The following is a 25,047-nucleotide window of genomic DNA, read 5'->3' as shown; positions in this document are numbered from 1 at the left end:
AGTTCTCCTCGCAATTATTTTTATTGTCTTCTTTTTCAACCCCGGGAAATCCCGGAGTCAGCTTCGAAACGAAGCACAATAAATCACGCTAATGCAATTTATTGTTGATGCTCTTGAAACTGATGACTGCAGTCGGCGGCCTTGCTAACTCTGTGCACGACTCTATCAGTGAAAATCGTACTTATTTGAAAATTACATTTATTTTTATCGTATTTTTCCACGACTAATCAGTCCGTACTTTTTATTTTGGGACTTATCAATAGTGGACAGTTTTAAAATTAGCACGTGCTTGTGAAAAAACCAAAGAATGCTTTGGTTTTTCAGCATAAATAATCAAACACAATTAAAAGTAGTACTTATATTTCTTTCTGCAATGAAATTTTTAGAGAAGGAAGAAAGATGCGCCATGAGAATACATGGCGCGGGATGAACTCAACGCATAAACGTACTCATCAGAAATCCGTATTATTCATACGAGCACAGATTTCTTTATATCCGGTAATCGTATCCTGAATGATTTGCTCAGCGCTTTTGACATCATCAATCAAACCGGCGGTTTGACCTGCCAGAGCAATACTGGCTTCCATGTCTCCACCGAAATACAGATCCTTGATGGTCATGAACGCTTCCATGGGCATTTTTCCTGCACTGAAATATTCCGCTGTACGTTCTGTTTTCAATGCCCTTACACAAGGTGTGGATGTCTTATTCAACATATAAGTGCCATCCGTCGGCGCATTAATAATGGCTTGCTTGTAGTTTTCGTGTGCCGGGTTTTCTGCACAGGCAACAAAACGCGTACCCATTTGCACCGCTTCCGCGCCCAACGCAAATGCGGCAGCCATACCGCGCCCGTCACATATACCACCAGCAGCTACCAGGGGAAGGTCCACTTTTTCGGCGATGGCTTGAAGTAAAACCAACGTTGAAACCTCTTCCGGGTTTTTAAAGCCACCGCCTTCACCACCTTCCACGACCAAACCGTCAACACCTGCATCCGCACATTTTAAAGCGGCATCCAGAGATGGCACTGCGTGATACACAACAATGCCCGCTTCTTTTAAGGGCGCTAAAAACTTTTTGGGGCTGCCAGCCGACGTCGTGACAAAACGCACGCCGGATTCACAGATAAATTTCAGCATCGAGTCATCATGCAGAAACATAATCGGCAAATTCACACCGAAAGGTTTGTCGGTCAGCGCGACCATCTTTTCAATTTCAGCTTTGCAGTTTTCGGTTTCACCCGAGGAGGTTTCAATAATGCCAAGACCACCGGCATTGGATACCGCCGATGCCAGTTGAGACCTCGCCATCCAACCCATTGGGGCTTGAATGATCGGATACTGAACGCCGCTATGCTGTAAAAATCGATTCACTGTACTGCTCCGTTTTATTTTGCCTTGTCTGTTTTCCAATAAGGATTGATGCTTTCAAGCTATGCTGACTGGCCGTTCACGCGATAAATCAATCCCTGCTCCGGTTTAACTGAACCGTCAACCATCGCCTGATAAGAGGTGCCAATGGCCTCCTCACCATCGACATATTCAACCGTCATCCAGTCGCCGACATTCTGAAGGAAACCCTGCCACATAACCGCCAATCTCTCGCCAAAACCTTTCGGCCCCCATTCCTGCATACGCTTTTGCGCCTGGCTGGGTGCAAAGAATAGTTGTGGCTCGGGGCCAACCAATTTTTCAGCCGCTGCCATAGTTTGGTCCCAGTGCGAGGCACCCACTATGCAGCTGTATTGCAACTGATCGCTTAAGTGTTTGTGAATACTGGATTTCACTGCGGCATTGCCCGCAAAATCAATCAGGAAAGAAGATTTTCTGGAGATCTTATCCAAATCATCATAACTGTATACTTCATCGTATAAATTCAGAGAACGTACAAAATCCACATTCGCCGCCGAACTCAAGCCGATAATATTTGGCCCTGATCCATTTTTCCTACGCTGTTGATGAAACGCAAAAGCGGTCCCGATAGAGGTTTTACTCGACGCGCTGCTCATTACCACCTGCTCCGACGAAAAATATTCGTGTTCGGCGAAAAAATCTTGCAACAGGAATGAGGTCGTAAACAAAGGACGCAGCAACATTTGCAGAGCTTCTGTACTTTCCTTGTATAAAGGATCTTTTGCGCATCGAATATACTGGTTGTAAACCACTGGAAGGGCTTCACGATGGGGCATCGCATCAATAAAACTGCCTTCGCTGATATTTGCCGGCTTAACAATTAACGCATCCGCCATCGGGAAATAACCGTATACCAGCTCCCCGATATTTACTGCTTCGTTATTAGACTCCGTGACTTCAGCAAAACCCCATACTGGAATCAATCCATAAGCTTCACCGGCCGGAAAAAATGACCAGTACTGCAGCGCCTCTCCCATCACCGCATACGTCACATTGTTTGCGGTAAACGCAAAATCTTTAATGCGCAATCGAACTTCATCCTCCTGAAGATCTCGATCTTCCCGCTGCTTCCACTGGGTATCCAATATCTGGGTTTTATTTACCCAAAATTGCTTTCCAATCACTGTATTCATGACACATCTCCGCTGAAGTTGTTCGCTCTAAGCTGTTGCGCCAACATAAGGGCGACTTTTTGTTCCTTAGGCCTGCTGTGAGGCAGTGTGGATTGCAATAACAATCCCTGGATGAATAAGGCAAGCTGCTCACAGAGCAGTGAAAGATTCTGCCCCGAGGCAATTTCCTCTTTAGCTTCCGCGTCTTCCAAAGCCTGTCGCAATGCTCCACAGACCAACTGGCCAGCCTCTCGAATCAAAGCGATGGCCGCCTCAGGAATGTGTTCCAATTGAGCCTGGCTGTTGACCAGCAGGCACCCCCAATGGGCATTGGGATCATTCAGGGCACTGGCAACATATTGCTGGATGCCCTCAAGGCCGGTGCCGGCCATCAGGTATTTGTCACAACGCCCCTTAACGACTTTTTGCACATACTGTTCGAGTACGGCCTCGAACAACTGCGCCTTGCTGCCAAAGCGGTTGTACAAACTGCTGGCCGGCAAACCGCTGATACGCTGCAAATCCTGCAAGCTGGTCGCCAGGTAGCCATGCTGCCAAAACTGCGCCATAGCACTCTTAAGCAGCTGATCAGTAGGGATGGATTGGGGCCTCGCCATAATCAAATAACCTTGCCATTTTAGTTTTGTAATAGTCACTACAAAACTAAGCAAATACCAAGGTCATTACTGACAATATGGCGGTACAGCGGGACAAAAGCTCGCCGGGATCAAAAAAGAACGGGATCAGGGATAATAAAGAAGAGGGCTCAAGCCGAAGGGCAAAACCAGACAGGCACAAAAAACCCGGCCTGAGCCGGGTTTTGAAATCAACAAGAAGGGCTTACTTGATTTTGCCTTCTTTGTAGACCACGTGCTTGCGCACAACTGGGTCATACTTTTTGATTTCCATCTTTTCAGGCATGGTACGCTTGTTCTTGTCAGTGGTGTAGAAGTGACCAGTACCAGCCGTTGAGTTCAAACGGATCTTATCACGCATGGGAATTTCTCCTGTCCTTTAGCGGCGATTAAACTTTTTCGCCACGGGCACGAACTTCGGCCAGAACCGTCTCGATGCCTTTCTTATCAATGATACGCATACCCTTGGCAGAAACGCGCAGCTTAACGAAACGCTTTTCAGACTCAACCCAGAAACGGTGGGTGTGCAAGTTAGGCAAAAAACGACGCTTAGTGTGGTTTTTTGCGTGGGAAACATTATTACCAGTTACTGGGCGCTTGCCGGTAACCTGACATACCTTAGACATCTTTTGGCCTCTACCTTGTATCATCACTGCCACCACCGGTCGTGCTTTATTGAGCACCAGACTGGAAACACAGCGAATCGCTACTTAAAAAATTCGACTCATTTTGGGCCTGCGGGAGCCCGACACAGGTCTCATTGACCTTATTTCACATCAGGCGGGGCAGACCCCGGCCGCAGAGAGCGGCGTTTTATACCAGAACAGCCCCCCACATTCAACTTTTGCGCCCATTTTTTATTCAAAAAGTGCCTTGTACCGATGATTTAGTGGTCAAACGGTCAATTCACCACAAGAGACACTCCAAGGAGTTTTTTCAGGGTCTCGCCAACAGCAAGCACAGAACCTTAACAATGCCCTTTAACGAAGCCCCGCTCCGCCAGGGAAACCTCTTCGCCATCCCCCACAATTAAATGATCCAGCAGGCGCACCCCCACCAGGCTCAGAGCTTCTTGAATACGCCCGGTAATCAAGCAATCCGCCTGGCTGGGCTCATTGATGCCCGATGGGTGATTGTGAGCCACAATTACCGCCGCAGCGTTATGACTCAGAGTCAGCTTGACCAACTCACGGGGAAACACCTGAGCGCTGTCGACTGTTCCCTGGAACAGCTCTTCAAAGTGAATCAGGCGATACTGGCTGTCCATCAACAATACAGCAAAGACCTCTCGCTGACGGTGCCTGAGATTCGCTCGCAGGAACCGGCGCACCGTTTCAGGGTTGCTGAATACCTGATCCCGTTCCAGCGCCTCACGCAAATGACGTCGGCTGATCTCCTGCACCGCCTGCAATAGGCTGAAACTCGCCTGACCGAGCCCGGGTTGGGCACAAAATTCATCCTCCCGGCTTTCTAACAGTGCCCGCCAACCGCCGAAATGCAACAACACGCCCCTTGCCACATCAACCGCAGAAGCGCCCCGTGTGCCGGTTCGCAGGAACAGCGCAAGCAGCTCAGCATCGGACAGTGCTCCAGCCCCCCTCAGTCGTAACTTTTCCCTTGGGCGTTCGGCCACCGGCCAATCCCTAATGCTCATTTTTTCCTCTCAATTGCGCTTGTGCTGGCCAGGAACGCAATGGAACCATTGCCGCCAGCTTGTTAGACAGGGTATCTTAGCGCTTCCAAATTAGTGCCCGATTCGGCCAAAGATCCCAAATTTGTCCATGTGACCCTAAGGCAGTACCCATGAGCTCCTTGCAAAACAAACAGATTCTCCTCGGCATCACCGGGGGCATTGCCGCCTATAAAAGCGCCGAGTTGGTTCGCCGCCTGCAGGATCAAGGGGCAGAAGTTCGAGTGGTCATGACCAAAGCCGCGATGGAGTTTATTACACCGCTGACCTTACAGGCGCTCTCGGGGAACCCGGTTCACACTGAACTGTTGGACCCGGAAGCCGAAGCAGGCATGGGACATATCGAATTGGCTCGCTGGGGAGACCTCCTTATTGTGGCCCCGGCCAGCGCCGACTTTATTGCCCGCTTGGCCCAAGGGCAGGGCAACGACCTGTTAACAACATTGTGCCTCGCCAGACGCAGCAAGCTCGCGGTGGCGCCTGCCATGAATCAGGCCATGTACGCCAACGCCAGCACACAAGACAATCTCGCCAAACTGGCCAAACACGACATCGCCATCTGGGGCCCCGCCAGCGGTGCCCAGGCCTGCGGTGATGTCGGCCCAGGGCGCATGCTCGAAGTCGATGAGCTGGTAGAAAAAGCCTCTGCCGAATTCCAAACCGGAATGCTCGCCGGCAAACGTGTGGTGATCACGGCCGGACCAACCCGTGAAGCCATCGACCCGGTACGCTACATCAGCAATCATTCTTCCGGAAAAATGGGTTATGCATTGGCGCAGGCTTGCGCTGAAGCCGGTGCTATTTGCACACTCATCAGCGGCCCGACACAACTTAATTGCCCGCCACACTGCCAGCGCATCGACGTCGAAAGTGCTCAGCAAATGCACGAAGCAGCCTTAAAGGCAGTGAATGATTGCGATATTTTTATCGCAACGGCCGCTGTGGCAGATTTCCGCCCTTTGCAGGCGGCCGATCAGAAAATAAAGAAACAGGCCGATAGCGATACCATGACCTTGGAAATGGTGAAGAATCCCGACATCCTCGCGGACGTTGCCAACTCCCAGCAGCGCCCCTTCTGTGTGGGTTTTGCCGCAGAAACACAGGATGTCGAGCGCTACGCTCGCGGAAAACTGGAAAGAAAAAATCTGAACATGGTGATCGCCAATGATGTTTCCCAACAGGGTATTGGCTTTAACAGCGACGATAATCAGGTGTTGATCGTTGACGCCAAGGGCAGCAAAGCCCTCGACAAACTCAGCAAAGCCGAGCTGGCACGTCATCTGATTCGAGAAATTTCCGAGCGCTTCCAAAAAGCCGATTAGTCATCGATTGCACTCGACCCGGCGTTTACGCCCGAGGCATCGGAGTGACAGGGAATTTAGGCTTGGGCTAACCCTAAGCTATTGTTAAGATTGGAAAACTAAAAAATTAAGTCCGACTCTTTTATGCGCATAGCCAACATTAAGAACTGGGGTAACGCCGAAAAGCAAACGGCAGCAATTCTCTGCGGCCTACTGTTCATCTGCATCGGGGTGGGTGCCTGGTATTACCAACGCTACGTTGTGATCGAAGCCGAGCAAGCCCTGGATAAAGCCATCGACAGCATGGTCAGCACCCAGGTTGATGCCATCGGCCATCGCATCGGCTCACTGAATCAGGATCTACGACGATTCACCAGCCGCGAAGCGCTTACCAAGGCTATCGTGCAACAAGAGCCCGTTACCATTCGCAGTTTTATGTCGAGCCTGGAAAAGGCTTTCCCCAAAGCCATCAGCATTCGCATCATTCCCCGTGGAACCGCAAAACTGGATCGCGAACACGCCGCCCCCATTCGTTTCGCCGAGCTGGATATGATCACTCGTGCCGAAAATCATCAGCCCATTACGGTTGAAGCGGCAAATATTGAAGAGAGGTGGCAATTTAATTTACTTGCCCCCATTCCTCACAGCCAGGATCAAACGCCCGTCGCTACCTTGATGGTTACGCTGGATCAACGGGCGATTGCGCAATTGCTGCGCGATGCCGATCAGGACAGTGGTCGCTTCGAACTGCTCCAGCAATTCGGTCGTCATCCCGCCCAACTCATTATTGGTATTGGTAAGTCTGACAGCCAAAAAAATCTGACCAAAGATATTCCCAACACGCTGTGGAAACTGCGTTATTCACCGTCTCACAGAACCGTGAACGCAGCGGGCATCAGCCTGTTGCCTTTCCTCAGCATCTGGTTTTTGGCCACGGCCTTGTTGCTAAGCGGTGCCTTTCAATTATGCCGTCGTAAATATGCCCCTCATAGCAGCCGAACCAGCCGAACGGCTCAAGAGTTTGACCAAAAAGTTCGCGATCATCAGCTCACCAATGGGCGCAAGATGGATGATATTCTCGATATTGAAGTGAACGCGGATGATGAAAACCTACTGGGCGAGGGCTTTGATACCCCAAGCCGCAAGGGCGGAACATTGCCACAGCTGGATATCGTCAATAATGAAGAAGACCATCCGGCTCCTGTCAGCGATGAGCTGATTCCCGAAGAAGTGTTTCGCGCGTATGACATTCGCGGCCTGGCTGACCCGTATTTAAGCCCGGCTTTTGTTCATCGACTCGGGCAAGCATTGGGTAGCGAAGCAATCGATCAGGGCGAAGAAACCTTAATCGTGGCACGAGATTGCCGCGTCCATAGCCCGGAGATTTGCGAACAATTGATCGCCGGAATTACCAGCACCGGCTGTAATGTCCTCGACCTCGGCATCGTACCAACACCCCTGCTGTATTTTGCCTGCCATGTCCTGCCGAGCAGCAACAGTGGCGTCATCGTCACCGCCAGCCACAACGGCCCGAAATACAATGGCTTTAAAATGGTGTTTAACCGCAACACCATCAGCGACCAGGGCATTCAATACATCAAGCAGCGAATGCAACAACAGGCTTTCGCCAGCAGCGACGCTTCCGGCCAGGTGAGCCAGCAAGACATCAGTGCAGAATACATCGAGCAGATTTTCTCCGATATTGCGTTGGCCGGTGACATCACAGTTGTTATTGATGCAGGCAATGGCGCAACCTCTGAAATTGCACCGCGTCTGTTTGAGGAACTCGGCTGTACAGTCATTCCCATGTATTGCGAATTCGACGGTCGTTTTCCAAACCACGCCGCCGACCCAAGTCGCGAACGCAATATGCGCGATCTGATCAAAGCCGTGCGTAAACATCGTGCGGATCTGGGTATTGCCTTCGATGGTGATGGCGATCGTCTGGGTGTCGTTACTCCCGAAGGAAAAATCATCTGGCCCGATCGTCAGCTCATGCTGTTTGCCAAAGACATTGTATCCCGTAATCCCGGCACCGATGTGCTGTTCGATGTGAAATGCACCCGCCAGCTCAACAGTCTGGTGAGCAGTTATGGCGGCCGCCCGATTATGTGGAAAACCGGCCACTCCCTGATGAAAGCCAAAATGGCTGAAACCGGGGCCTTGTTAGGTGGTGAATTATCCGGGCACATTTTCTTCAAGGAACGCTGGTTCGGCTTTGACGACGGCATGTATTCCGCCGCGCGCCTAATGGAAATCATGAGCTTGCGTGATCAGGATCTGGACACCATTTTCTCCAGTTTCCCGGAGCTGCCAGCCACACCGGAAATCAAAATTGATGTGGAAGAAAGTGAAAAATTCCAGATTATTGAAGATCTGATTTCCCACGGCCACTTTGAGGATGGTCGCCTAACCACCATCGATGGCCTGCGAGTGGATTTCGCCCATGGCTGGGGGCTGGTGCGTGCATCCAACACCTCACCGGCACTCACTTTGCGTTTTGAAGCCAATACCGAAGAGCAATTGCAGGATATCCAGGAGCATTTTAGAGCGGAAATCGCTAAAATAGCGCCTTCCATAAGCTTTTAATTAGCGGAGCAGGCGCTCGTCACCATAGCCCAACGACACCTGCCCACTCAGGTACTCCTATGTCTTTATCTCAAAAGAAGGCGATGAAAATTGCCCAGGTTCTCACCGAGGCCCTACCGTACATTCAACGTTTCACCAACAAAACCGTCGTCGTAAAATTTGGTGGCAACGCCATGATCGATGAAGAACTGCAGAACAGTTTTGCTCGCGATATCGTGCTTATGAAACTGGTGGGTATGAACCCTATTGTGGTTCATGGAGGCGGCCCACAAATTGGAAACCTGCTCGATAAGCTCAGTATTCACAGCGAATTTGTTGACGGAATGCGGGTCACCGACAGCGCCACTATGGATGTGGTGGAAATGGTATTGGGCGGCACCGTAAACAAACAAATCGTCAGCCTGATTAACCGCAATGGCGGCCAGGCGATCGGTATCACCGGTAAAGATGGTCATCTGATCAACTCCAAAAAGCTGTCCGTGAGTCGCTACAACCCCGCCATGAAAGCCTCGGAAATTATCGATATTGGTCATGTCGGTGAGGTGAAAAGCATCAATACCGATGTCATCGATATGTTGATCGACAGTAATTTTATCCCGGTCATTGCCCCCATCGGCGTAGGTGAAGATGGTAACAGCCACAACATTAATGCCGACCTGGTTGCCGGAAAACTGGCGGAAGTCGTGCAGGCCGAAAAGCTGATGCTCCTCACCAATGTGGCCGGTCTGCAAGATAAAGAAGGCGAAGTATTAACGGGGTTAAGTACCGAGCAAGTCGATGGGTTGATCGAAGACGGGACTATTTATGGCGGCATGCTGCCCAAGATCAATTGTGCGCTGGATGCCGTAAAAGCCGGCGTCACCAGCGCCCACATTATCGATGGTCGAGTTGCCCACGCGGTTCTGCTGGAAATCTTCACCGATACCGGTGTCGGCACCCTGATTACCAACAGCAAGGTTGTCTCATAGGGTATAAATATTCGACAAAGGTGCCATCAAACCGCCATAATCGGAATTTAGAATGGTTTTGCTTCAACGGCCCGTGGTCTAGCGCCTGATTTACATCATGGCAAGCCAATGCCTCTTGCCGTTTAAATAGACAACTCAGCAAAATTGCAGCTGGGCAATTGCAGCCGGCCCCTGTTGTCGTTAGGATGACAGGCGCCTCTGGCATGCGTTAACTGATGTATTTTCTCCACTGACCTTGGAACCTAGAGCAAACCCATGGTTTGCCTTATTTGCATCTATGACTAAAAGCAACAATAAAACTTCTCGACGCCAGCAAATTCTTCAAGCCCTGGCCCATATGTTAGAAGCCAGTCCAGGCGCCCGAATCACCACCGCAGCACTTGCTCGCGAGGTGGGTGTTTCCGAAGCCGCCCTGTATCGACACTTCCCCAGCAAATCGAAGATGTTCGAAGGCCTGATCGAATTTATTGAAGAGACCCTGTTCAGTCGAATCAACTTGATCCTCAGCGAACAACCCAACGCCTTGGCGGCGTGTGACAAGATTCTGTACCTCCTGCTGACCTTCACCGAACGCAATCCTGGAATTACCCGCATTTTGACCGGCGATGCCCTGGCAGGTGAAACCGACCGTTTGCGCGCTCGCGTTGCCCAGCTCTATGACCGCTTGGAAACCCAGATCAAACAGATTTTGAGAGAAGCCGAAGTGCGCGAAGGTCTGCGCCCCAGCATTACTGTTGGTGCCGCCGCCAATTTATTGATGGCCACCGCCGAAGGGCGCATTGCGCAATTTGTACGAAGTGAATTTAAACGTTCACCTACCGAGAATTGGCAGGATCAGTGGGCGGTGTTGACCCAGGGCTTTTTCCGCTAAGCCCTGTACTCATTATTCCTAACTGTCGCGACGCCCGGTAATAACACCGAAACGCTCAATATCCTGATCAAATTTATCAATCAGGTCCTGGCGCTCCTTCTCCCGCTTTTCAATGCGCGCAACCGTTACCTCACGTTTGTGCTTTAGCTCTTCCAACTGCTTCAAGAGATCATCACCCACCTCACGGCCCGCACGTTCCAGATTGGCGGCTTCCATTCGTTTCTGATGGATGCGGGTATCGATACCCCCAATGTTGCCTTTCAGAATTTGAATGCTGCCATCAATACTTTCCAGTTTGCGCTGCTTGGCCAGCTTGATTTCCTTCACTGAGCTGTAACGGCGACGCAATTCTGCGTCCCATTTAGCCATCTCTGCTTTGGATTTAAGATTCGCTTTTTCAGCGTCGGAAGGTGCCGGCTTAACCACACGCACCACTCGACCACTGGGCGTCACGACCTCATACCCTTTTTGGGCATATTCCGGGGGAATTTTCGAGCTAATGACCGGAACACCATTCTTATCGACATAGCGATAGAATACGGTTTCCCCGCTGGCAACTGGAGCCATCAACGCCAACATCAATACTGCGGCGGATGCTCGAGACAATCTTGCAGTTAGGGTCGTTATCAACACTGATATCTTCCTTTGGGTTCGACAGAGTGGACTACCGCAATCGGGGAACGCCTTTACACCCCATATTGTTTCCGGTATTCCTCTATTTTAGCGACTGTTTCCGCCATATCGCCAGTCTCTTCTAAATAGACCACAATATCTTCCAGACTGACAATACTAATAACAGGTATATTGAACTGCTGCTCAACCTCACCAATCGCTGACAATTCACCTTTACCTCGCTCCTGGCGATTCAGACCAATCACCACAGCAGCCGGACTCGCATCGTGCTGATCGATAATGTCCATCACCTCACGCACCGCTGTGCCCGCTGTAATCACATCGTCAACAATAGCAATGCGCCCCTCAAGAGGTGCCCCTACCAGGGTGCCACCTTCACCGTGTGCCTTGGCCTCTTTTCGATTAAAACAGTAGGGCAGGTCACGGTTGTGCTCATCGGCCAGCGCCACTGCGGTGGTTGCTGCCAAGGGAATGCCCTTGTAGGCCGGACCAAACAGCACATCAAACTCCAGACCGGCATCAACAATGGCAGCCGCATAGAAACGACCCAATGCCGCCAACGCCGCTCCGGTTTTAAAGCGACCAGCGTTAAAAAAATAGGGGCTCACTCGCCCTGACTTCAAAGTAAACTCACCGAAACACAATACTTCATGTTCTATCGCCAGCTTGATGAATTCACGCTGAAAGTCTTTCATAGTTGTCTCCACATTTTTTCGTCAACCTGTATTTCAAGGCTGATCGCCGGTCGGTACTGATACGCTCAAACTTTGGCCGCATCGGCCGCTATAGCGTCCAATGGAACCAAATAAACTACCAATATTTGCAAAGCCCGGTATCATACACAGTCCAGTATCAAGGGGCTATTAATGCGCATTATCAGTTTAAGTGTCGACGGCATCCACCAGGCAGCTCAGCGTGGATTGTATGATTGGCTAGCCGAGCAAGACGCCGACATCGTCTGTCTACAAGACCTACGTGCGCAGGAGTACGAGCTGGACCACGACACCTTCCACCCAGAAGGTTATTTTGCCTATTTTTTCGATTCCGGCATTCCTCACACCAATGGCGTGGCAATCTACACGCGTCACATGCCCAAGGCGCTGATTTATGGCTTTGGTTTCGCCAGCGGCCTGGATATGCAGGGGCGCTATCTTCAGCTTGATTTCGAAAGGCTAAGCGTGGGTTCTTTCCTGGCCCCGAATGCCGAGCCCGGTAATGAGCAACAGCTCGAAGAGAAAGTGGGCTTTTTTGATGATCTTCAAGCCCATCTGCATAAGATTTCCAACAAACGTCGCGACTTCATTTTCTGTGGCAACTGGGCCATGGCCCGAGACCGCAGCGACGTACAAAATTGGCAAAACCATGAGGACGAGGACGGCTTTCGTCCCCACGAACAACAGTGGATGCGCCAGTTAGTGGACGAACTGGACTATGTCGATGCTTTCCGCCGCGTAAACAGTGATGGCGACGAATACAGCTGGTGGCCATCCGGGACCGTTGGTGAAGGTGACGGTTGGCGCACGGACCTGCAGATCATTTCCGATGATCTCAAACACCGTATCGAGTACGGAGCCATCAATAAGAACAAGCAGTTCTCAAGCCACCTGCCCGTCATTATGGACTACGACATCGAACTCTAAAGTCCGATCCTTTCTCCGGGACTTATAGCCCCGGAGCTGCATCTGTTACAATCCCAATCCTACGCCAGACGGCGAACACTGCCAGCCAATAGCCACACCAAAGAAAGGGCCAGAAACCCAAATAAAGGCCGGCAGCGGGGCCCTGAGCCCACCCGCAAACCAAGCAATAGCGCAATCGAGGATGTTATGCCTGAGTACCGTTCCAAAACTTCCACCGCTGGCCGTAATATGGCTGGCGCCCGCGCCCTGTGGCGCGCCACCGGCATGAAAGATGAAGACTTTCACAAACCGATTATTGCCATCGCCAACTCCTTCACACAGTTTGTTCCCGGTCATGTGCACCTGAAAGATATGGGACAACTGGTGGCCCGCGAAATCGAAAAGGCCGGCGGCGTTGCAAAAGAATTTAATACCATCGCCGTTGACGATGGTATTGCTATGGGTCACGACGGCATGCTCTACAGCTTGCCCAGCCGTGACATTATTGCCGACAGTGTCGAGTACATGGTCAACGCGCACTGCGCCGACGCCCTGGTATGTATTTCCAACTGCGACAAAATCACTCCCGGCATGTTAATGGCTGCCATGCGCCTGAACATCCCGGTTATTTTTGTTTCCGGCGGCCCAATGGAAGCCGGCAAGACCAAACTCAGCGAACACAAACTGGATTTGGTCGATGCCATGGTTATCGCTGCTGACGAAACCGTCAGTGATGAACACGTCGCTGAAATCGAACGCAGTGCCTGTCCAACCTGTGGCTCCTGTTCAGGCATGTTTACCGCCAACTCCATGAATTGTCTGACCGAAGCGCTGGGCTTAAGTCTGCCAGGTAACGGCACTGTGGTTGCAACCCACGCCGACCGCGAGCACCTCTTTTTGGAAGCAGGGCGTCAAATTGTGAATCTGGCAAAACGTTATTATGAAGGTGACGACAACAGCGCATTGCCACGCAGCATTGGCAGTTTCAAAGCGTTTGAAAATTGCATCACCTTGGATATCGCCATGGGCGGTTCAACCAATACCATTTTGCATTTGCTGGCCATTGCCCAGGAAGCCGAAGTGAACTTCACCATGGAAGACATTAATCGCCTTTCCAAAACCGTTCCACAATTATGCAAAGTCGCTCCCAATACACCGGAATATCATATTGAAGATGTGCACCGCGCTGGCGGCATAATGGCAATTTTAGGTGAACTCGATCGCGCAGGTGTATTGCACAGCGAGCTACCCACTGTCCACAGCAGCAGCATGAAAGAAGCGTTGGACAAATGGGACATCATGCGCAACCCCAGCAGTAAGGTAATGGAGTTTTATAAAGCTGGCCCTGCCGGCATTCCTACCCAACAGGCCTTTAGCCAAAGCACTCGCTGGCCAACTCTGGACGCCGATCGCGCCAATGGTTGCATTCGATCCCTGGAACATGCCTTTAGCCTGGAAGGTGGTTTAGCCGTTCTGACCGGTAACATTGCCGAAGACGGTTGCGTGGTAAAAACCGCCGGCGTTGACGAATCTATTCTGGTATTCGAAGGCAATGCCTACGTGACGGAATCACAGGATCAGGCCGTAGCCGACATTCTCGATGACAAAGTTAAAGCGGGCGATGTGGTGATCGTAAGATACGAAGGTCCACGCGGCGGTCCGGGCATGCAGGAAATGCTGTACCCGACTTCTTACATTAAATCTAAAGGCCTGGGCAAAGACTGCGCCCTGTTAACCGATGGCCGATTTTCCGGCGGAACCTCTGGTTTAAGTATCGGCCACGTTTCACCAGAAGCCGCCGCCGGTGGCGCCATTGGTTTAGTCCGCAACGGTGATCGAATCAAAATCGACATCCCCAATCGCTCTATCGATGTGCTACTGAGCGATGAAGAGCTGGCCGAGCGCCGACGCGAGCAAGACGCCAAAGGCTGGAAGCCCGTAGAAGCCCGACCACGCAAAGTCAGCGCTGCCCTGAAAGCCTACGCAAAGCTGGCCACCAGTGCGGATAAAGGCGCGGTCCGAGATTTGTCTCAGCTGGATTAAGCTCTTCGTTAGCGTTTATCCAAATAAAAAATCCCGCTACGGCGGGATTTTTTATTTCTATCAAACACATAAGTTTTAATGGATGTGTTGATCGACTATCACAAAATTCTGTCCGGCCGGATCAAAGCGAAGAGTTACATCGCTGCCGACCTCAGGAAAGTCATCTACTACAACTTCATCACCGTACGAATGAACATAGATTTGATCACCAAATTCATTAACAGGCGTAAAAGACAAAAACTCAACCTCCTGAAGCACAAATCTTGTCTGATAGATAACATTCTCAAGCGCACTAAGATCGGCCTTATACCAACCATTTTTCAAGCTACCGGAATACCAGAGAAAGCTCCAACCAAAGTCTCCCGACACAGAGAAAGTTGCATTTACGTCTTTACGTTTATGAAATGTCAGGTTTCGACTGACATTAGACTCTTCGCTCCCTGAATCAATGGAGAATTTTTTGTCCTGCAAACCAAATTCTCCAAGCGCAGGGCTTTGATCCCTTTGAGCTATGAACCACCCCCGCATATTTTGCACACCGGAGTATATACGGGCAGAAGATGGATTTTCTATTTGAGCAGCAGACCTGTCTCCATACTTCGATGACTTCTGTCTCAGCTTCGAATCTGAGTATCGTTCGCTCTCATCACTGAAATGCCGTTCTTCACTTCGAACAGACTTACCTGAGGAATCAAACTGATTCACAACGGTAAAACTCTGCTCTGCAACATTAAAAGCTATTTCTGAAGAATGCCCCGGAATTGGAAAATTTGGAACGATAGCAGATTTTTCAACACCACTGATGTATTGAACCTTTCCTGCTATTTTTGGATTAAAAACGGTGAAATCGATGTCGGCCAGTTGCACACCTATACTGTTAAACAACTTTAAGTTGTGCTGGCCATTTTCCAAATCTCCTGTGTAAATCGGAACACTCCAGCCCAGCTCTCGCTCACCTTCAGAAAGTGTGTAATTCATTGCCTCAGTCACATCACTTCTTGCATCCAAACCCTGAAAGTAAATACGCTCACGATCATCAATTCTTATGGAAAACCTTGTTTTTTCTCCATGGGGGAAATTGTTATTAAAAACCTGATCCCAATCAGTCAATAGAAACCACCCTCGAAGCTGAACAACACCAGACAACTTCTTGCCTTGAAATGGAGACTCTACTTTTACATTAGGAACAGAATTCGTTCTACCAAAATCCACCACACAGGACTTTCCGTCGCACGGAGAAAATACTATGTCAACATTGCATTTTGTTTGGCCATCAGATATCGAAAAAATATTTTTCTCCAACTGACCTGAACATCCGGAAACAGATGTAACTTTATAACCCTCATCTGGAACGATAAATATGCGAGATTGCTGGCCTTTTATTTTCGGTGCAAGAACCGCATTTCCCTTATTATTGTGTTTCAACGTTATTGATGCAGGATGATTTTCCTGATTAGCTGCCAACGTCTGATCAGACATATCAACAAAATAATAGCCATTATTCTCAAGAAACAAGTGGATTGGGTTGTTTAAAGCATTGGAAAAGTGATTGTGATCTAAAACAACCAATGTGCTTTTTCCCAAAGGAACTGTGGTATTAAGAACATAGTCAGGGATCTTTCCCCAGAAACTGGATTCCACAAGGTGGACATCAGGCACAACATTGTTCTTTAAAATCTCAAATGGAAACTCTCCCCATAAATAGGGGTTAAATGACAGATTTAGCTTTGTAAGCTTCTTGAGATCTACAATTGAGTTATCTACCTCTCCATAAAACAAATTATTATTTAGTCTCAACACTTCCAGAGTCGAGAAATCATTCCAATTACTCGGAAGCTTGTCCCGAATTTTTAGATTTCCCAACTGCAAAACCTTAATGCTTTTTAACTCTTTCAGAGACGGTGGAAATGTGTTAATTGTCTCCACCTTACCAGCAGTCAAGGTTAGCCATTCAAGGTGCGGAAATGCCTCCCAGAAATCAGGGATTGGAGCTTCGTGAGTTGCACCGGAAACATCCAGTTTTTCTAATGCGGTTAACTGCTTAAAGCTGTCCTTGAACTTGCCTTCTAACCAAACATCACCTTCAAATGAATCACTCGATACATGTTGCTTGTCTAATTTGATTTCGACTACTCTGTCATTGGAAGTAACAATTCCCTTCCATAAATTTACCTTTGGTTGCCCCCAAGTATTCTGACGATCGATATTTCGAACGTTAAAGGAGTGGTAAAAATCCACCAAAGCCAGACAATCACTCCTCTTAACACTCAATTCGGCATGGTCACAGACAGTATCAATATTTGAATTTGCAAATACACTCACACTACAGAGTAGCGGCAGCAAGCCAAAGACAGTGCGCATTTCCCTTTCCTATTTACTTAAATTTAAATCTAATTCTTTGGACACTATGATACTCAGCAGGCCAAGCATAGGCATGCCATGAAAATAACGAAGAACGAGGTTGGTATTTAGAGCAAAATGAAATGCCGTCCAATGAACATCTTATCCCTAATATTCGGCCAATCCTTTCTTCCTTAGCCTGAGAGCGTGCCAATTCTATTACATATCTCGTCTGAGTGTGTAAATTAATGCCACTGAAAAAGACGGATTTCACACTTTAGTCTCCCCAGCCATGGATTAGAATGACTATTCAGGAAAGAAAGAGATCCAAATATGCCCATTCGCCAACACTATGAATACCAACACACCGATGGCACTCGCGTCGAAGGGGTCAGGGTTGGCCGTTTGAACGGGGGCATGACCTCTAACTTTATTGTCTATCGTATTGGTAATGTGCTGATTGACTGCGGTCCGTCCAACCAGTGGCGACATGTGAAAAGTTTTTTGGAAGCAGGGCCTTCGATAGAGCAGTTGTGGTTAACCCACCACCATGAAGATCACAGCGGTAATGCATCGCGAGTTGGTCGAAAATATGGCCTGGTACCCAAGGCGCCTGTTCAAGCCCAGAAAAAGCTCGCTCGAGGGTTTCGCATACCGGCGATCCAACAACTGACCTGGGGAAAGCCTCAACGCGTCATCACAGAAGCACTGGCTGAACATGAATATCTGCAAAATGGCGATGAGGTGGTCACCCTCCATACCCCCGGACACGCAAAAGATCTGACTTGTTTCTATTTGCCCAAACAGCGCTGGTTTTTCAGTGGTGATTTGTATTTGGCCCGCGCTCTGAAATACATGCGTTCCGATGAAGACCTGATGGAGTTGATGCTGAGCCTGAAAAAAGTGCTGAAACTGGATATGGATGTGGTCTTTTGCCCACACCGAGGTATTGATGAGGCCGGTAAAGCCGGCATGCAGGACAAGCTCAACTATTTAATTGATCTCTGCCAGAACGCTCAGCAAAATAGGGAGCAAGGCTTATCTTTGGATGAGAATACCTTCCAGATTCTGGGTAAACCCGAAATGATGGACAAGATCAGTCGCGGAAACTTCAGTAAAGCCAACCTCATACGACAGGCACTGTCAGTAGACTTGCAGAGCTTCTGTTAAATCCCTTTCTGCCAAAATGGCAAGCCGCTACCATAGACTCTGATTTGAACCGAGGGGAATTGCCCACCGGCAATTCCTTCACAGATGTCAGCAAGGTAGCCTATGAAAAAACATCAACAAATTAACTACATCGAGATGCCAAGTCAGGACCTGGAAAAAACCAAGGCTTTTTTCAATTCCGCATTCGGCTGGACCTTTCAGGATTACGGCCCGGATTACTGTGATTTCCATCAGGATGGCATTGACGGGGGCTTCTATCGCATCGACTTAGCGATGAATCAAGAAGCCGGCAGCGCGTTGATTGTACTCTACAGCGACAATCTGGAGGCCAGCGAAAAAGCCGTCGTTGACGCTGGGGGAGAAATCAGCAAGCCCTGTTTTGACTTTCCCGGTGGTCGTCGCTTCCACTTCCGGGAGCCCTGTGGCAACGAATTCGCCATCTGGTCAGAATCCTGACACCACCAAACCTGCACACACGGGTCAGAGACCTCACTCTGATCCACCTTCCACACTCTGAGATCCGATTATTTATTTTGCTCAGACAGTTCTTGTATACTGTATACAATTTACAGGTGTGAGAATTAAGCCATGGATTTTATCGATCAGCAGACCATTGATCGCGCGCTACCCTTTGAAGAACTGGTAGATGCCCTTCAACAGGGCTTCGCCAGCGATATAGAGACCCCTCTGCGCAACCACTACGATATCCCCAACCCCCACAGCAGCCGGGAAACCACCTTGCTGATGATGCCATCCTGGCAGGCGGGCAGCGACATTGGCATTAAACTGGTGACCGTAACTCCCGAAAGCCACAAATTTGATCTTCCCTCGATTCAAGGCACCTACGTGCTCTTCGATGCAGTTCGAGGCTGTGTTAAAGCCACCATGGACGCCCCCGCGTTGACGGCCAAACGTACGGCGGCAGCATCGGCTCTCGCCAGCCGCTTTATGTCCCGCCCGAACAGCCGCAAACTCCTGATGGTCGGCACCGGCACCCTGTCGAGCCAGCTTATTCGTGCCCACGCCAGCGTTCGTCCAATTGAAGAAGTTGTTATATGGGGCCGCAACCCCGACAAGGCCCAGGCCATTGCAGAGCTCGAAAGTCTCTCAGCGTTTAAGGTTCAAGTCGCTAAGGATCTGGGCGAAGCCGTAAAGGACGTGGATATTATTTCGGTGGCCACCATGAGCACCGAACCTCTGATCATGGGCGACTGGCTGCAAGAGGGCCAACACCTCGATCTGGTTGGCGCCTATCGCCCAGACATGCGTGAAGCCGACGACGAATGCATTCGCCGCAGTCGTATCGTTGTCGATAACTATACCGGTGCCTGCAAAGAAACCGGCGATATTGCCACACCACTGGCGAACGGTGTTTTGCAAAAAGACGATATCTGCGCAGACCTGTTTCAACTCTGTAGGGAAGAGCGTACATTCTTACGCAACGATAAGGACATCAGCTTGTTTAAATCCGTTGGGCATGCATTGGAAGATCTCGCTGCCGCCCAGTTAGTGGTAAAAAGCCTGGCCTAAGGCCACTCGCTCTGGAAAACTTATGACAATCAATTACCAAAAGCGCCGCGATATTTTGCTAAGCGAGATCGAAGCCGACTCGGCAGTGATTCTGGTTGGCAATACTGAAAAAGTGCGCAATAAAAACATCACTTATAATTTCCGTCAGGATAATGATTTTTATTATTTGACGGGCTTTGCCGAGCCCGATGCCGTTGCGGTCTTACGTCCAGACTCTGAGCAACCCTTTGTGCTCTTTAATTTACCCAAGGACGAAGCGGCGGAAATTAATTTTGGTCATCGATGCGGCCAGAAGATGGCCGGTGAACTTTATGGCAGTGATGCAGCGTATGACATTGCCGAACTGGAAGAACGCCTACCTGCATTGCTGGAGCAACGTCAGCATATTTATTTGTCCGATGAGCTAGGCCGCTTTGAAGATCGAATTTTCAGCTGGCTGAATCGACAACGGCGCAGCGTAAAATTTGATGAAACCAAAGTGTTCCGCAGCCTGCACTCGGTACTGCCTTATATTCATGAACGTCGTATTATTAAGGACGAGGCTGAACTTGCGCGTATTCGCCAAGCCGTGAATGCCTCCGTTGATGGCCACAAAACCGTAATGAAGCAGGCCAAGCCCGGCGTCAACGAGCAACAACTGGCAGGCGCTTTTTTTGGAAAAGTATCAGAATACGGCTGCCAGGATGTTGGTTATCCCACCATTTTGGCTAGCGGAAACAATGCCTGCTGTTTGCATTACACCGAAAACAATGACGAATTACAGGATGGACAAATTCTGTTGATTGACGCTGGCGGCGACTATCAATACTACACCGCCGATATTACTCGCAGCTTTCCCGTCAATGGAACATTCAACAATACTCAAAAAGCCGTGTATGAAATTGTTTTGGCGGCGTTGGATAATGCCATTGCACAGGTCAAACCCGGCAACCCCTGGAATCGCTTGTACGAAACCGCTATGGAAACCCTTGCTCAGGGACTGATTGATCTCGGCATACTCAATTGCAGTTTTGAAGAAGCGATGACAAAGGAACTCTATAAACCCTATAGCATCCACAAAACGGGCCACTGGATGGGCCTGGATGTACACGATGTCGGGCGCTATAAAAACAATGGTGAATGGAAAACGCTTCAGGCAAACATGGTGTTCACCATCGAACCTGGCTTGTATTTCCCGGCACACGATAACAGTGTGGCCCCGGAGTTTCGAGGCATGGGAATACGAATCGAGGATGACATTCTGGTCACCGTCGATGGCCATGAAAACCTCTCGGCAGGAGCACCAAGAACCGTTGAGGAAATCGAAGCCTGGATGGCCTCATAGACAGACGACACGTGGAAAAGCTGTTCTTCCTGAGCGCTGCCTGATTTTGCATCCGGCAGCGTGTCTTCAAGCTTAAAAGCCCTTTACCAAGGACTTTTAGAGAAGGGGGTTAGAGAGGCTTCTTACGTGCCACAGGTACCGCCGGTCTCGCCAATTCCAGGGCGAAATCAGATTCTACCCGACCAAGCCAAACCAGCAGCTCGACAATCAATCCCACCATCACCAGCAGTACGAGCCCTTGCCGAAAACCGAGAAGGAAACACGCAACTCCCAACAGGGCAATGCCCATCAGTAGCAGTAAACGGTATTTGAAATTCATGCTGTTAAATCCTTTTTGCGTACAGTCGCCATGACCCAGCACCGCTTCATAGCTCAAAGACTAATAGCGACCGTCCGGGGAAAAAACTGAGCCCAACTGCAACAAAAGTCAATTTAGCCCAAAAAAGTGGCAGAAAGCTGCCTTGCCGACCGAAACTTAATGAGCAATACTCATTAAAATTCAATATACTGCTATTTTACTGGCACCTAACTGAACATTGACCAAACCATTATGAGTGCAACTCAGACCGAAAAGCGCAGCCAGGCACAGCGCCGGGAAGCCACCCGCCAAGCCATCTTGCAGGCCTGCAAAGCCATCATGAGCGAGGAAGACTTCGCAAAAAGCAAGACCGGAACCATTGCCAAACGGGCCGGAGTCGCTGAAGGCACCGTGTTCCTCCATTTTGAAAACAAGCAAGGGCTGCTGCGGGCGCTGATCGATGAGTTCTTCGACACCATGCACGCGAATATCGAGCTGATTAATCAGGCGCACAGCTGCCCCAAGCGGCGCCTGCGAGCCATGGCCGAAGACTACATTCAGCAGCTGGAAGCCCAGTGGCCACTGGCCAGATTGGTGGTGAGCAGCTATGCCCGCTATGGCGATGAACAGACGCAACAGGCCCTGCATCAACACAATCGTCGCTACACCCAATTTTTCATCAACGCCCTGGAAGAAATCATCGAGAAAGAGCCCGGCTGCAATATTCCCAGCCCAGTGTTTCGCGATGCCTTCTTTGGAGCAATAGAACATTTTGCCATCGCAAATTTCAGCACCGGCAAATCCCACGATAGCGCTCTGTTTCTGGAGCAACTCTGGCAACTTTTGTTCAGAGGTATTCTCAGTCGTGAAAATACTGAGCAAACCCCATACCGCGATCTCGATAACATCGACAAAAAACTGGATCGCCTAATCAACAAACTCGACGCCTGATAAGGATAAAGGAGCGTGATTATGTCCGACCCCAGACAAGATATTTTTTCCGAACTGATCGTCAAAACCAGAGAGGGCGATCTGGGCAATATGGACGCCTGTGGTGAAATCGAGGCAAAGATTTACCATTGCGAAGACATCTTTCAAGATGAACAAGACACTATCTTCCGCGACGGCGCCTTCATTGTTGGTCATCACACTATGCTGAAATCGGCGGGTGATCACATGGCCTTCGACCACCTTGGACAACCGATCATTCTGACCCGCGCCCGTGATGGCAAGATCAGAGCTTTTTTGAATGCTTGCCGCCACCGAGGCGTTCGCTTAGTGGATGGTGACGAGGTGAAACGCCGTCCCAGTATGGTCTGCCCTTATCACAACTGGGCATATGGCATGGACGGAAAACTCATTGCGGTGCCACTGGAAGAATCGTTTCCCCATCTGGATAAAAGCTGTCGCAGCCTGAAAGCTCTGCCTTGCGAAGTACGCCACGGTTTTATCTGGGTGAATCCAAACCCCGAAGGCACTCTGGATCTGGATAAACACCTGGGAGATATCGGCAAGGATCTGGACGCATTCGGAGTGGATGGCGAAGTGTTTTTCAAGCAATCGCTAAAACGCAAAAAAACCAACTGGAAATTAATCGTCGACGCTTTTCTTGATGGCTACCATGTGAAACGCCTGCACAAACATACCGTCGGCCCGCTGTTTATCGATTGTGCGGCAGTCAGTGAAGCAAAGGGTGTCCACATTCGCTCCAGCGTTGGACGCAATGAGCTGGTTGAAGCCTTTGAGTTAACGGAGGACGACTGGGATTACCGCCACCACTGCACATTTGCGTACCAGGTCTTTCCAAACACAACACTGATCTTCCACCCGGATTACAGCAGCATTTTATCGGTCTACCCCATCGCGCCCGATGAAACTCTGGTCAGCCATATTTGCCTGATCCCGGCGGAACCTGAAAACGAAGCTGAGCAAGCACATTACGAGCGGGCGTTTAATATTATCGAGAACGGGGTGTTTGAAGCCGAAGACTTTTTTGTGTGTGAGCAGGCCCAAAAAGGCATCGCAACCGGCGCCAACGACACCTTCATCATTGGCGGCCACGAAGCCAGCTTGCAGTTTTTTCATCAAATCCTGCAACAACAAATTCAAGAAAAACGCGCCTAGTCAGAAAGATAATACTCTACCGTCGAAACCACCCGTATCTTCTTAATGTGCGGGTTGTTCCGGTCGCGATCCTGAATCGAAAACTGCCCTTGGCTGGCTTTTTTAATCTTACCCAAACGACTGTTCGAATCGGCGGCAAACTTCTCGGCAACCTGTCGAGCGTTTTTGGTCGATTCCTCGATCATGGCCGGTTTTATCTCGTTAAGCTGATTAAAAATGTACTCCGGACGGCTATCATAGTGATCGCCTTTTAGCACCACGCCTTGCTTGCCTAGCTCGCTGATTTCTCCCATCAATGCCCGAACCTTCCCTAACTGCTCACTGTAAACAGTGACGGTTTGCCAACCGACAAAACGGAAAGGCGAGGGCTCATTGCCATATTGTTGAGCAGATTTATCCGTCACGGCCGGTGCTGAAATACTCACTTCATCTGCCTGAATACCACGCTTGATGAGAAATCCACGAACCACGGCAGCATGCTCATCCAGCTTCCGATACAGATCTTCGAGGCTATTGCTTGCTGCGGAGTATTGAATCGGCCAAATCACAATATTCGCGGGCAACTCACGTTCGGCCAGGCCTTTTACTCGAACGACACGCTCATATTCCTTAACTTTTACAGCCGACTGCCCGAGCAAATATCCCAAGGCAACAAAACCCATGCAAAGCAGGGCGCCCAGAATCAAAGCGCTACTGCGACGATTCGCCATCATCATCTCCCTTTTTGAGTTCAAAGATTTCATCAAGACGGTAGACCTCGGAAGGTGTGCTTTGGTTCTCAGCGAGATGCAATAAAGCCGCTGCGACCTGCTCACCTTTAATTGGGCGGTAGCGCTTCAGCATACCCATAGAATTAAACCAATTGAGAACGGACTCCCCCAAACTTTCACCCAGGCGGCCCTGCTCCCGATTACCAACTAGCAACGACGGTTGGAGAACCGACAATTTTTCAAAACCCAATCCCTTGATCGCCCGCTCCAGCTCACCTTTCATTTTCATGTAAGCACTGGCACTTCTGGCGTTGGCTCCGGATGATGAAACCAATAAGGCATGCTTAACCCCGGCAGCCTTTGCCAGTTCAGCCGCTTTGAGCTGATAGTCGTAATCCACTATTCTCTGGGCAGCAATAGAGCCAGCTTGCTTACGGGTCGTTCCCAGGCAGCTGAAAAAGCAATCGACCTTGAACACGTCAGCGTAATCGTCGAGCTGCTCAAAATCGAGCACAATATTCTCAACCTGCTCGGGACAATTTTTGATAGGACGGCGGCTGAGCGCCACAATATGATTAAAGTTCTTATTGCCAGCTAACTGCATCAATAAGGCATTGCCCACCAAACCGGTCGCCCCAATGATCAGCGCGGATGCCGATCGATTTCGCATCGTAT

24 protein-coding genes are annotated in these 25,047 nt (G+C 49.8%); 12 read left to right on the top strand and 12 right to left on the bottom strand.

What is annotated here, in order from left to right:
• Positions 1-452: 452 nt before the first annotated feature.
• The 6 genes from G8768_RS03475 to radC form a co-directional block, all read right to left on the bottom strand.
• On the bottom strand, positions 453-1,376 hold the full coding sequence (locus tag G8768_RS03475; RefSeq protein ID WP_166851320.1) for a nitronate monooxygenase: 924 nt from the start codon (positions 1,374-1,376) through the stop codon (positions 453-455).
• 59 nt (positions 1,377-1,435) lie between these two features.
• Positions 1,436-2,548 carry a DUF2855 family protein gene (locus G8768_RS03470; RefSeq protein ID WP_166851322.1) on the bottom strand — a complete coding sequence of 371 codons (1,113 nt, stop codon included), beginning with the start codon at positions 2,546-2,548 and terminating at the stop codon, positions 1,436-1,438.
• Positions 2,545-3,144, bottom strand: coding sequence for a TetR/AcrR family transcriptional regulator (locus tag G8768_RS03465; RefSeq protein ID WP_167202724.1), 600 nt, complete (start codon positions 3,142-3,144; stop codon positions 2,545-2,547). The genes G8768_RS03470 and G8768_RS03465 overlap by 4 nt, the downstream gene beginning before the upstream one ends.
• A gap of 223 nt (positions 3,145-3,367) precedes the next feature.
• Positions 3,368-3,523, bottom strand: coding sequence for a 50S ribosomal protein L33 (gene rpmG, locus G8768_RS03460; protein WP_166851324.1), 156 nt, complete (start codon positions 3,521-3,523; stop codon positions 3,368-3,370).
• 28 nt (positions 3,524-3,551) lie between these two features.
• Entirely contained in the window at positions 3,552-3,788 is a 237-nt protein-coding gene (gene rpmB, locus G8768_RS03455; protein ID WP_166851327.1) for a 50S ribosomal protein L28, read from the bottom strand.
• Positions 3,789-4,129: 341 nt separating this feature from the next.
• Complete coding sequence (gene radC / locus G8768_RS03450) at positions 4,130-4,816, bottom strand: RadC family protein (RefSeq protein ID WP_166851329.1); 687 nt, start codon at positions 4,814-4,816, stop codon at positions 4,130-4,132.
• Positions 4,817-4,965: 149 nt separating this feature from the next.
• On the opposite strand from radC, the gene coaBC reads away from it, so the two are divergent.
• The 4 genes from coaBC to slmA all read left to right on the top strand — a co-directional run bounded on the left by coaBC (position 4,966) and on the right by slmA (position 10,581).
• Positions 4,966-6,174 carry a bifunctional phosphopantothenoylcysteine decarboxylase/phosphopantothenate--cysteine ligase CoaBC gene (coaBC, locus tag G8768_RS03445; protein ID WP_166851331.1) on the top strand — a complete coding sequence of 403 codons (1,209 nt, stop codon included), beginning with the start codon at positions 4,966-4,968 and terminating at the stop codon, positions 6,172-6,174.
• A 123-nt stretch (positions 6,175-6,297) separates the two neighbouring features.
• Positions 6,298-8,742 (top strand): phosphomannomutase/phosphoglucomutase, encoded by a 2,445-nt coding sequence (locus tag G8768_RS20955; protein WP_166851333.1) that lies wholly within the window; start codon positions 6,298-6,300, stop codon positions 8,740-8,742.
• 59 nt (positions 8,743-8,801) lie between these two features.
• On the top strand, positions 8,802-9,710 hold the full coding sequence (argB, locus tag G8768_RS03435) for an acetylglutamate kinase (RefSeq protein ID WP_166851336.1): 909 nt from the start codon (positions 8,802-8,804) through the stop codon (positions 9,708-9,710).
• Positions 9,711-9,987: 277 nt separating this feature from the next.
• Entirely contained in the window at positions 9,988-10,581 is a 594-nt protein-coding gene (slmA, locus tag G8768_RS03430; RefSeq protein ID WP_166851339.1) for a nucleoid occlusion factor SlmA, read from the top strand.
• A gap of 18 nt (positions 10,582-10,599) precedes the next feature.
• Here the strand turns inward: slmA and G8768_RS03425 are convergent, their stop codons facing one another.
• Both G8768_RS03425 and pyrE read right to left on the bottom strand, forming a co-directional pair.
• Positions 10,600-11,214: a DUF4124 domain-containing protein gene (locus G8768_RS03425; protein WP_166851342.1), complete on the bottom strand. Its 615-nt coding sequence runs from the start codon at positions 11,212-11,214 to the stop codon at positions 10,600-10,602.
• 53 nt (positions 11,215-11,267) lie between these two features.
• Positions 11,268-11,909, bottom strand: a complete 642-nt coding sequence (gene pyrE, locus G8768_RS03420; protein WP_166851345.1) for an orotate phosphoribosyltransferase — start codon at positions 11,907-11,909, stop codon at positions 11,268-11,270.
• A gap of 171 nt (positions 11,910-12,080) precedes the next feature.
• Between pyrE and G8768_RS03415 the strand changes: the two genes are divergently transcribed.
• Both G8768_RS03415 and ilvD read left to right on the top strand, forming a co-directional pair.
• Positions 12,081-12,854 carry an exodeoxyribonuclease III gene (locus G8768_RS03415; RefSeq protein WP_166851347.1) on the top strand — a complete coding sequence of 258 codons (774 nt, stop codon included), beginning with the start codon at positions 12,081-12,083 and terminating at the stop codon, positions 12,852-12,854.
• A 186-nt stretch (positions 12,855-13,040) separates the two neighbouring features.
• Complete coding sequence (ilvD, locus tag G8768_RS03410; protein WP_166851350.1) at positions 13,041-14,876, top strand: dihydroxy-acid dehydratase; 1,836 nt, start codon at positions 13,041-13,043, stop codon at positions 14,874-14,876.
• A gap of 75 nt (positions 14,877-14,951) precedes the next feature.
• Here the strand turns inward: ilvD and G8768_RS03405 are convergent, their stop codons facing one another.
• Complete coding sequence (locus tag G8768_RS03405; RefSeq protein WP_166851352.1) at positions 14,952-17,237, bottom strand: leucine-rich repeat domain-containing protein; 2,286 nt, start codon at positions 17,235-17,237, stop codon at positions 14,952-14,954.
• A 312-nt stretch (positions 17,238-17,549) separates the two neighbouring features.
• Between G8768_RS03405 and G8768_RS03400 the strand changes: the two genes are divergently transcribed.
• The 4 genes from G8768_RS03400 (at position 17,550) to G8768_RS03385 (ending at position 21,240) form a co-directional block, all read left to right on the top strand.
• Positions 17,550-18,386, top strand: a complete 837-nt coding sequence (locus G8768_RS03400) for an MBL fold metallo-hydrolase (protein WP_166851355.1) — start codon at positions 17,550-17,552, stop codon at positions 18,384-18,386.
• A gap of 102 nt (positions 18,387-18,488) precedes the next feature.
• The gene (locus G8768_RS03395; RefSeq protein WP_166851358.1) at positions 18,489-18,842 is read left to right on the top strand and encodes a VOC family protein; all 354 of its coding nucleotides are present in this window, start codon (positions 18,489-18,491) and stop codon (positions 18,840-18,842) included.
• Positions 18,843-18,974: 132 nt separating this feature from the next.
• Positions 18,975-19,916: a bifunctional Delta(1)-pyrroline-2-carboxylate/Delta(1)-piperideine-2-carboxylate reductase gene (gene lhpI / locus G8768_RS03390; RefSeq protein WP_166851361.1), complete on the top strand. Its 942-nt coding sequence runs from the start codon at positions 18,975-18,977 to the stop codon at positions 19,914-19,916.
• Between the two features lie 22 nt (positions 19,917-19,938).
• On the top strand, positions 19,939-21,240 hold the full coding sequence (locus G8768_RS03385) for an aminopeptidase P N-terminal domain-containing protein (protein WP_166851364.1): 1,302 nt from the start codon (positions 19,939-19,941) through the stop codon (positions 21,238-21,240).
• Positions 21,241-21,349: 109 nt separating this feature from the next.
• Here the strand turns inward: G8768_RS03385 and G8768_RS03380 are convergent, their stop codons facing one another.
• Entirely contained in the window at positions 21,350-21,559 is a 210-nt protein-coding gene (locus G8768_RS03380) for a hypothetical protein (protein WP_166851367.1), read from the bottom strand.
• Positions 21,560-21,790: 231 nt separating this feature from the next.
• Here G8768_RS03380 and G8768_RS03375 point away from each other — a divergent pair, with 231 nt between their 5' ends.
• Positions 21,791-22,489: a TetR/AcrR family transcriptional regulator gene (locus G8768_RS03375; protein ID WP_166851370.1), complete on the top strand. Its 699-nt coding sequence runs from the start codon at positions 21,791-21,793 to the stop codon at positions 22,487-22,489.
• Positions 22,490-22,510: 21 nt separating this feature from the next.
• A complete protein-coding gene (locus tag G8768_RS03370; RefSeq protein ID WP_166851372.1) occupies positions 22,511-23,662 on the top strand; it encodes an aromatic ring-hydroxylating oxygenase subunit alpha in 1,152 nt (383 codons plus the stop codon).
• Here the strand turns inward: G8768_RS03370 and G8768_RS03365 are convergent.
• Both G8768_RS03365 and G8768_RS03360 read right to left on the bottom strand, forming a co-directional pair.
• Positions 23,659-24,372, bottom strand: coding sequence for an SIMPL domain-containing protein (locus G8768_RS03365; RefSeq protein ID WP_243749353.1), 714 nt, complete (start codon positions 24,370-24,372; stop codon positions 23,659-23,661). The two genes, G8768_RS03370 and G8768_RS03365, sit on opposite strands and share 4 nt — an antisense overlap.
• Positions 24,353-25,042, bottom strand: a complete 690-nt coding sequence (locus G8768_RS03360) for an NAD(P)H-binding protein (RefSeq protein WP_166851378.1) — start codon at positions 25,040-25,042, stop codon at positions 24,353-24,355. Before G8768_RS03360 ends, G8768_RS03365 begins: the two co-directional genes overlap by 20 nt.
• Positions 25,043-25,047: the final 5 nt, after the last annotated feature.

The organism is Pseudoteredinibacter isoporae (assembly GCF_011602085.1).
Classification (GTDB): Bacteria; Pseudomonadota; Gammaproteobacteria; order Pseudomonadales; family Cellvibrionaceae; genus Pseudoteredinibacter; species Pseudoteredinibacter isoporae.
Note: the sequence above shows the minus strand (reverse complement) of the source record. Positions and strands in the feature narration are given on the sequence as shown.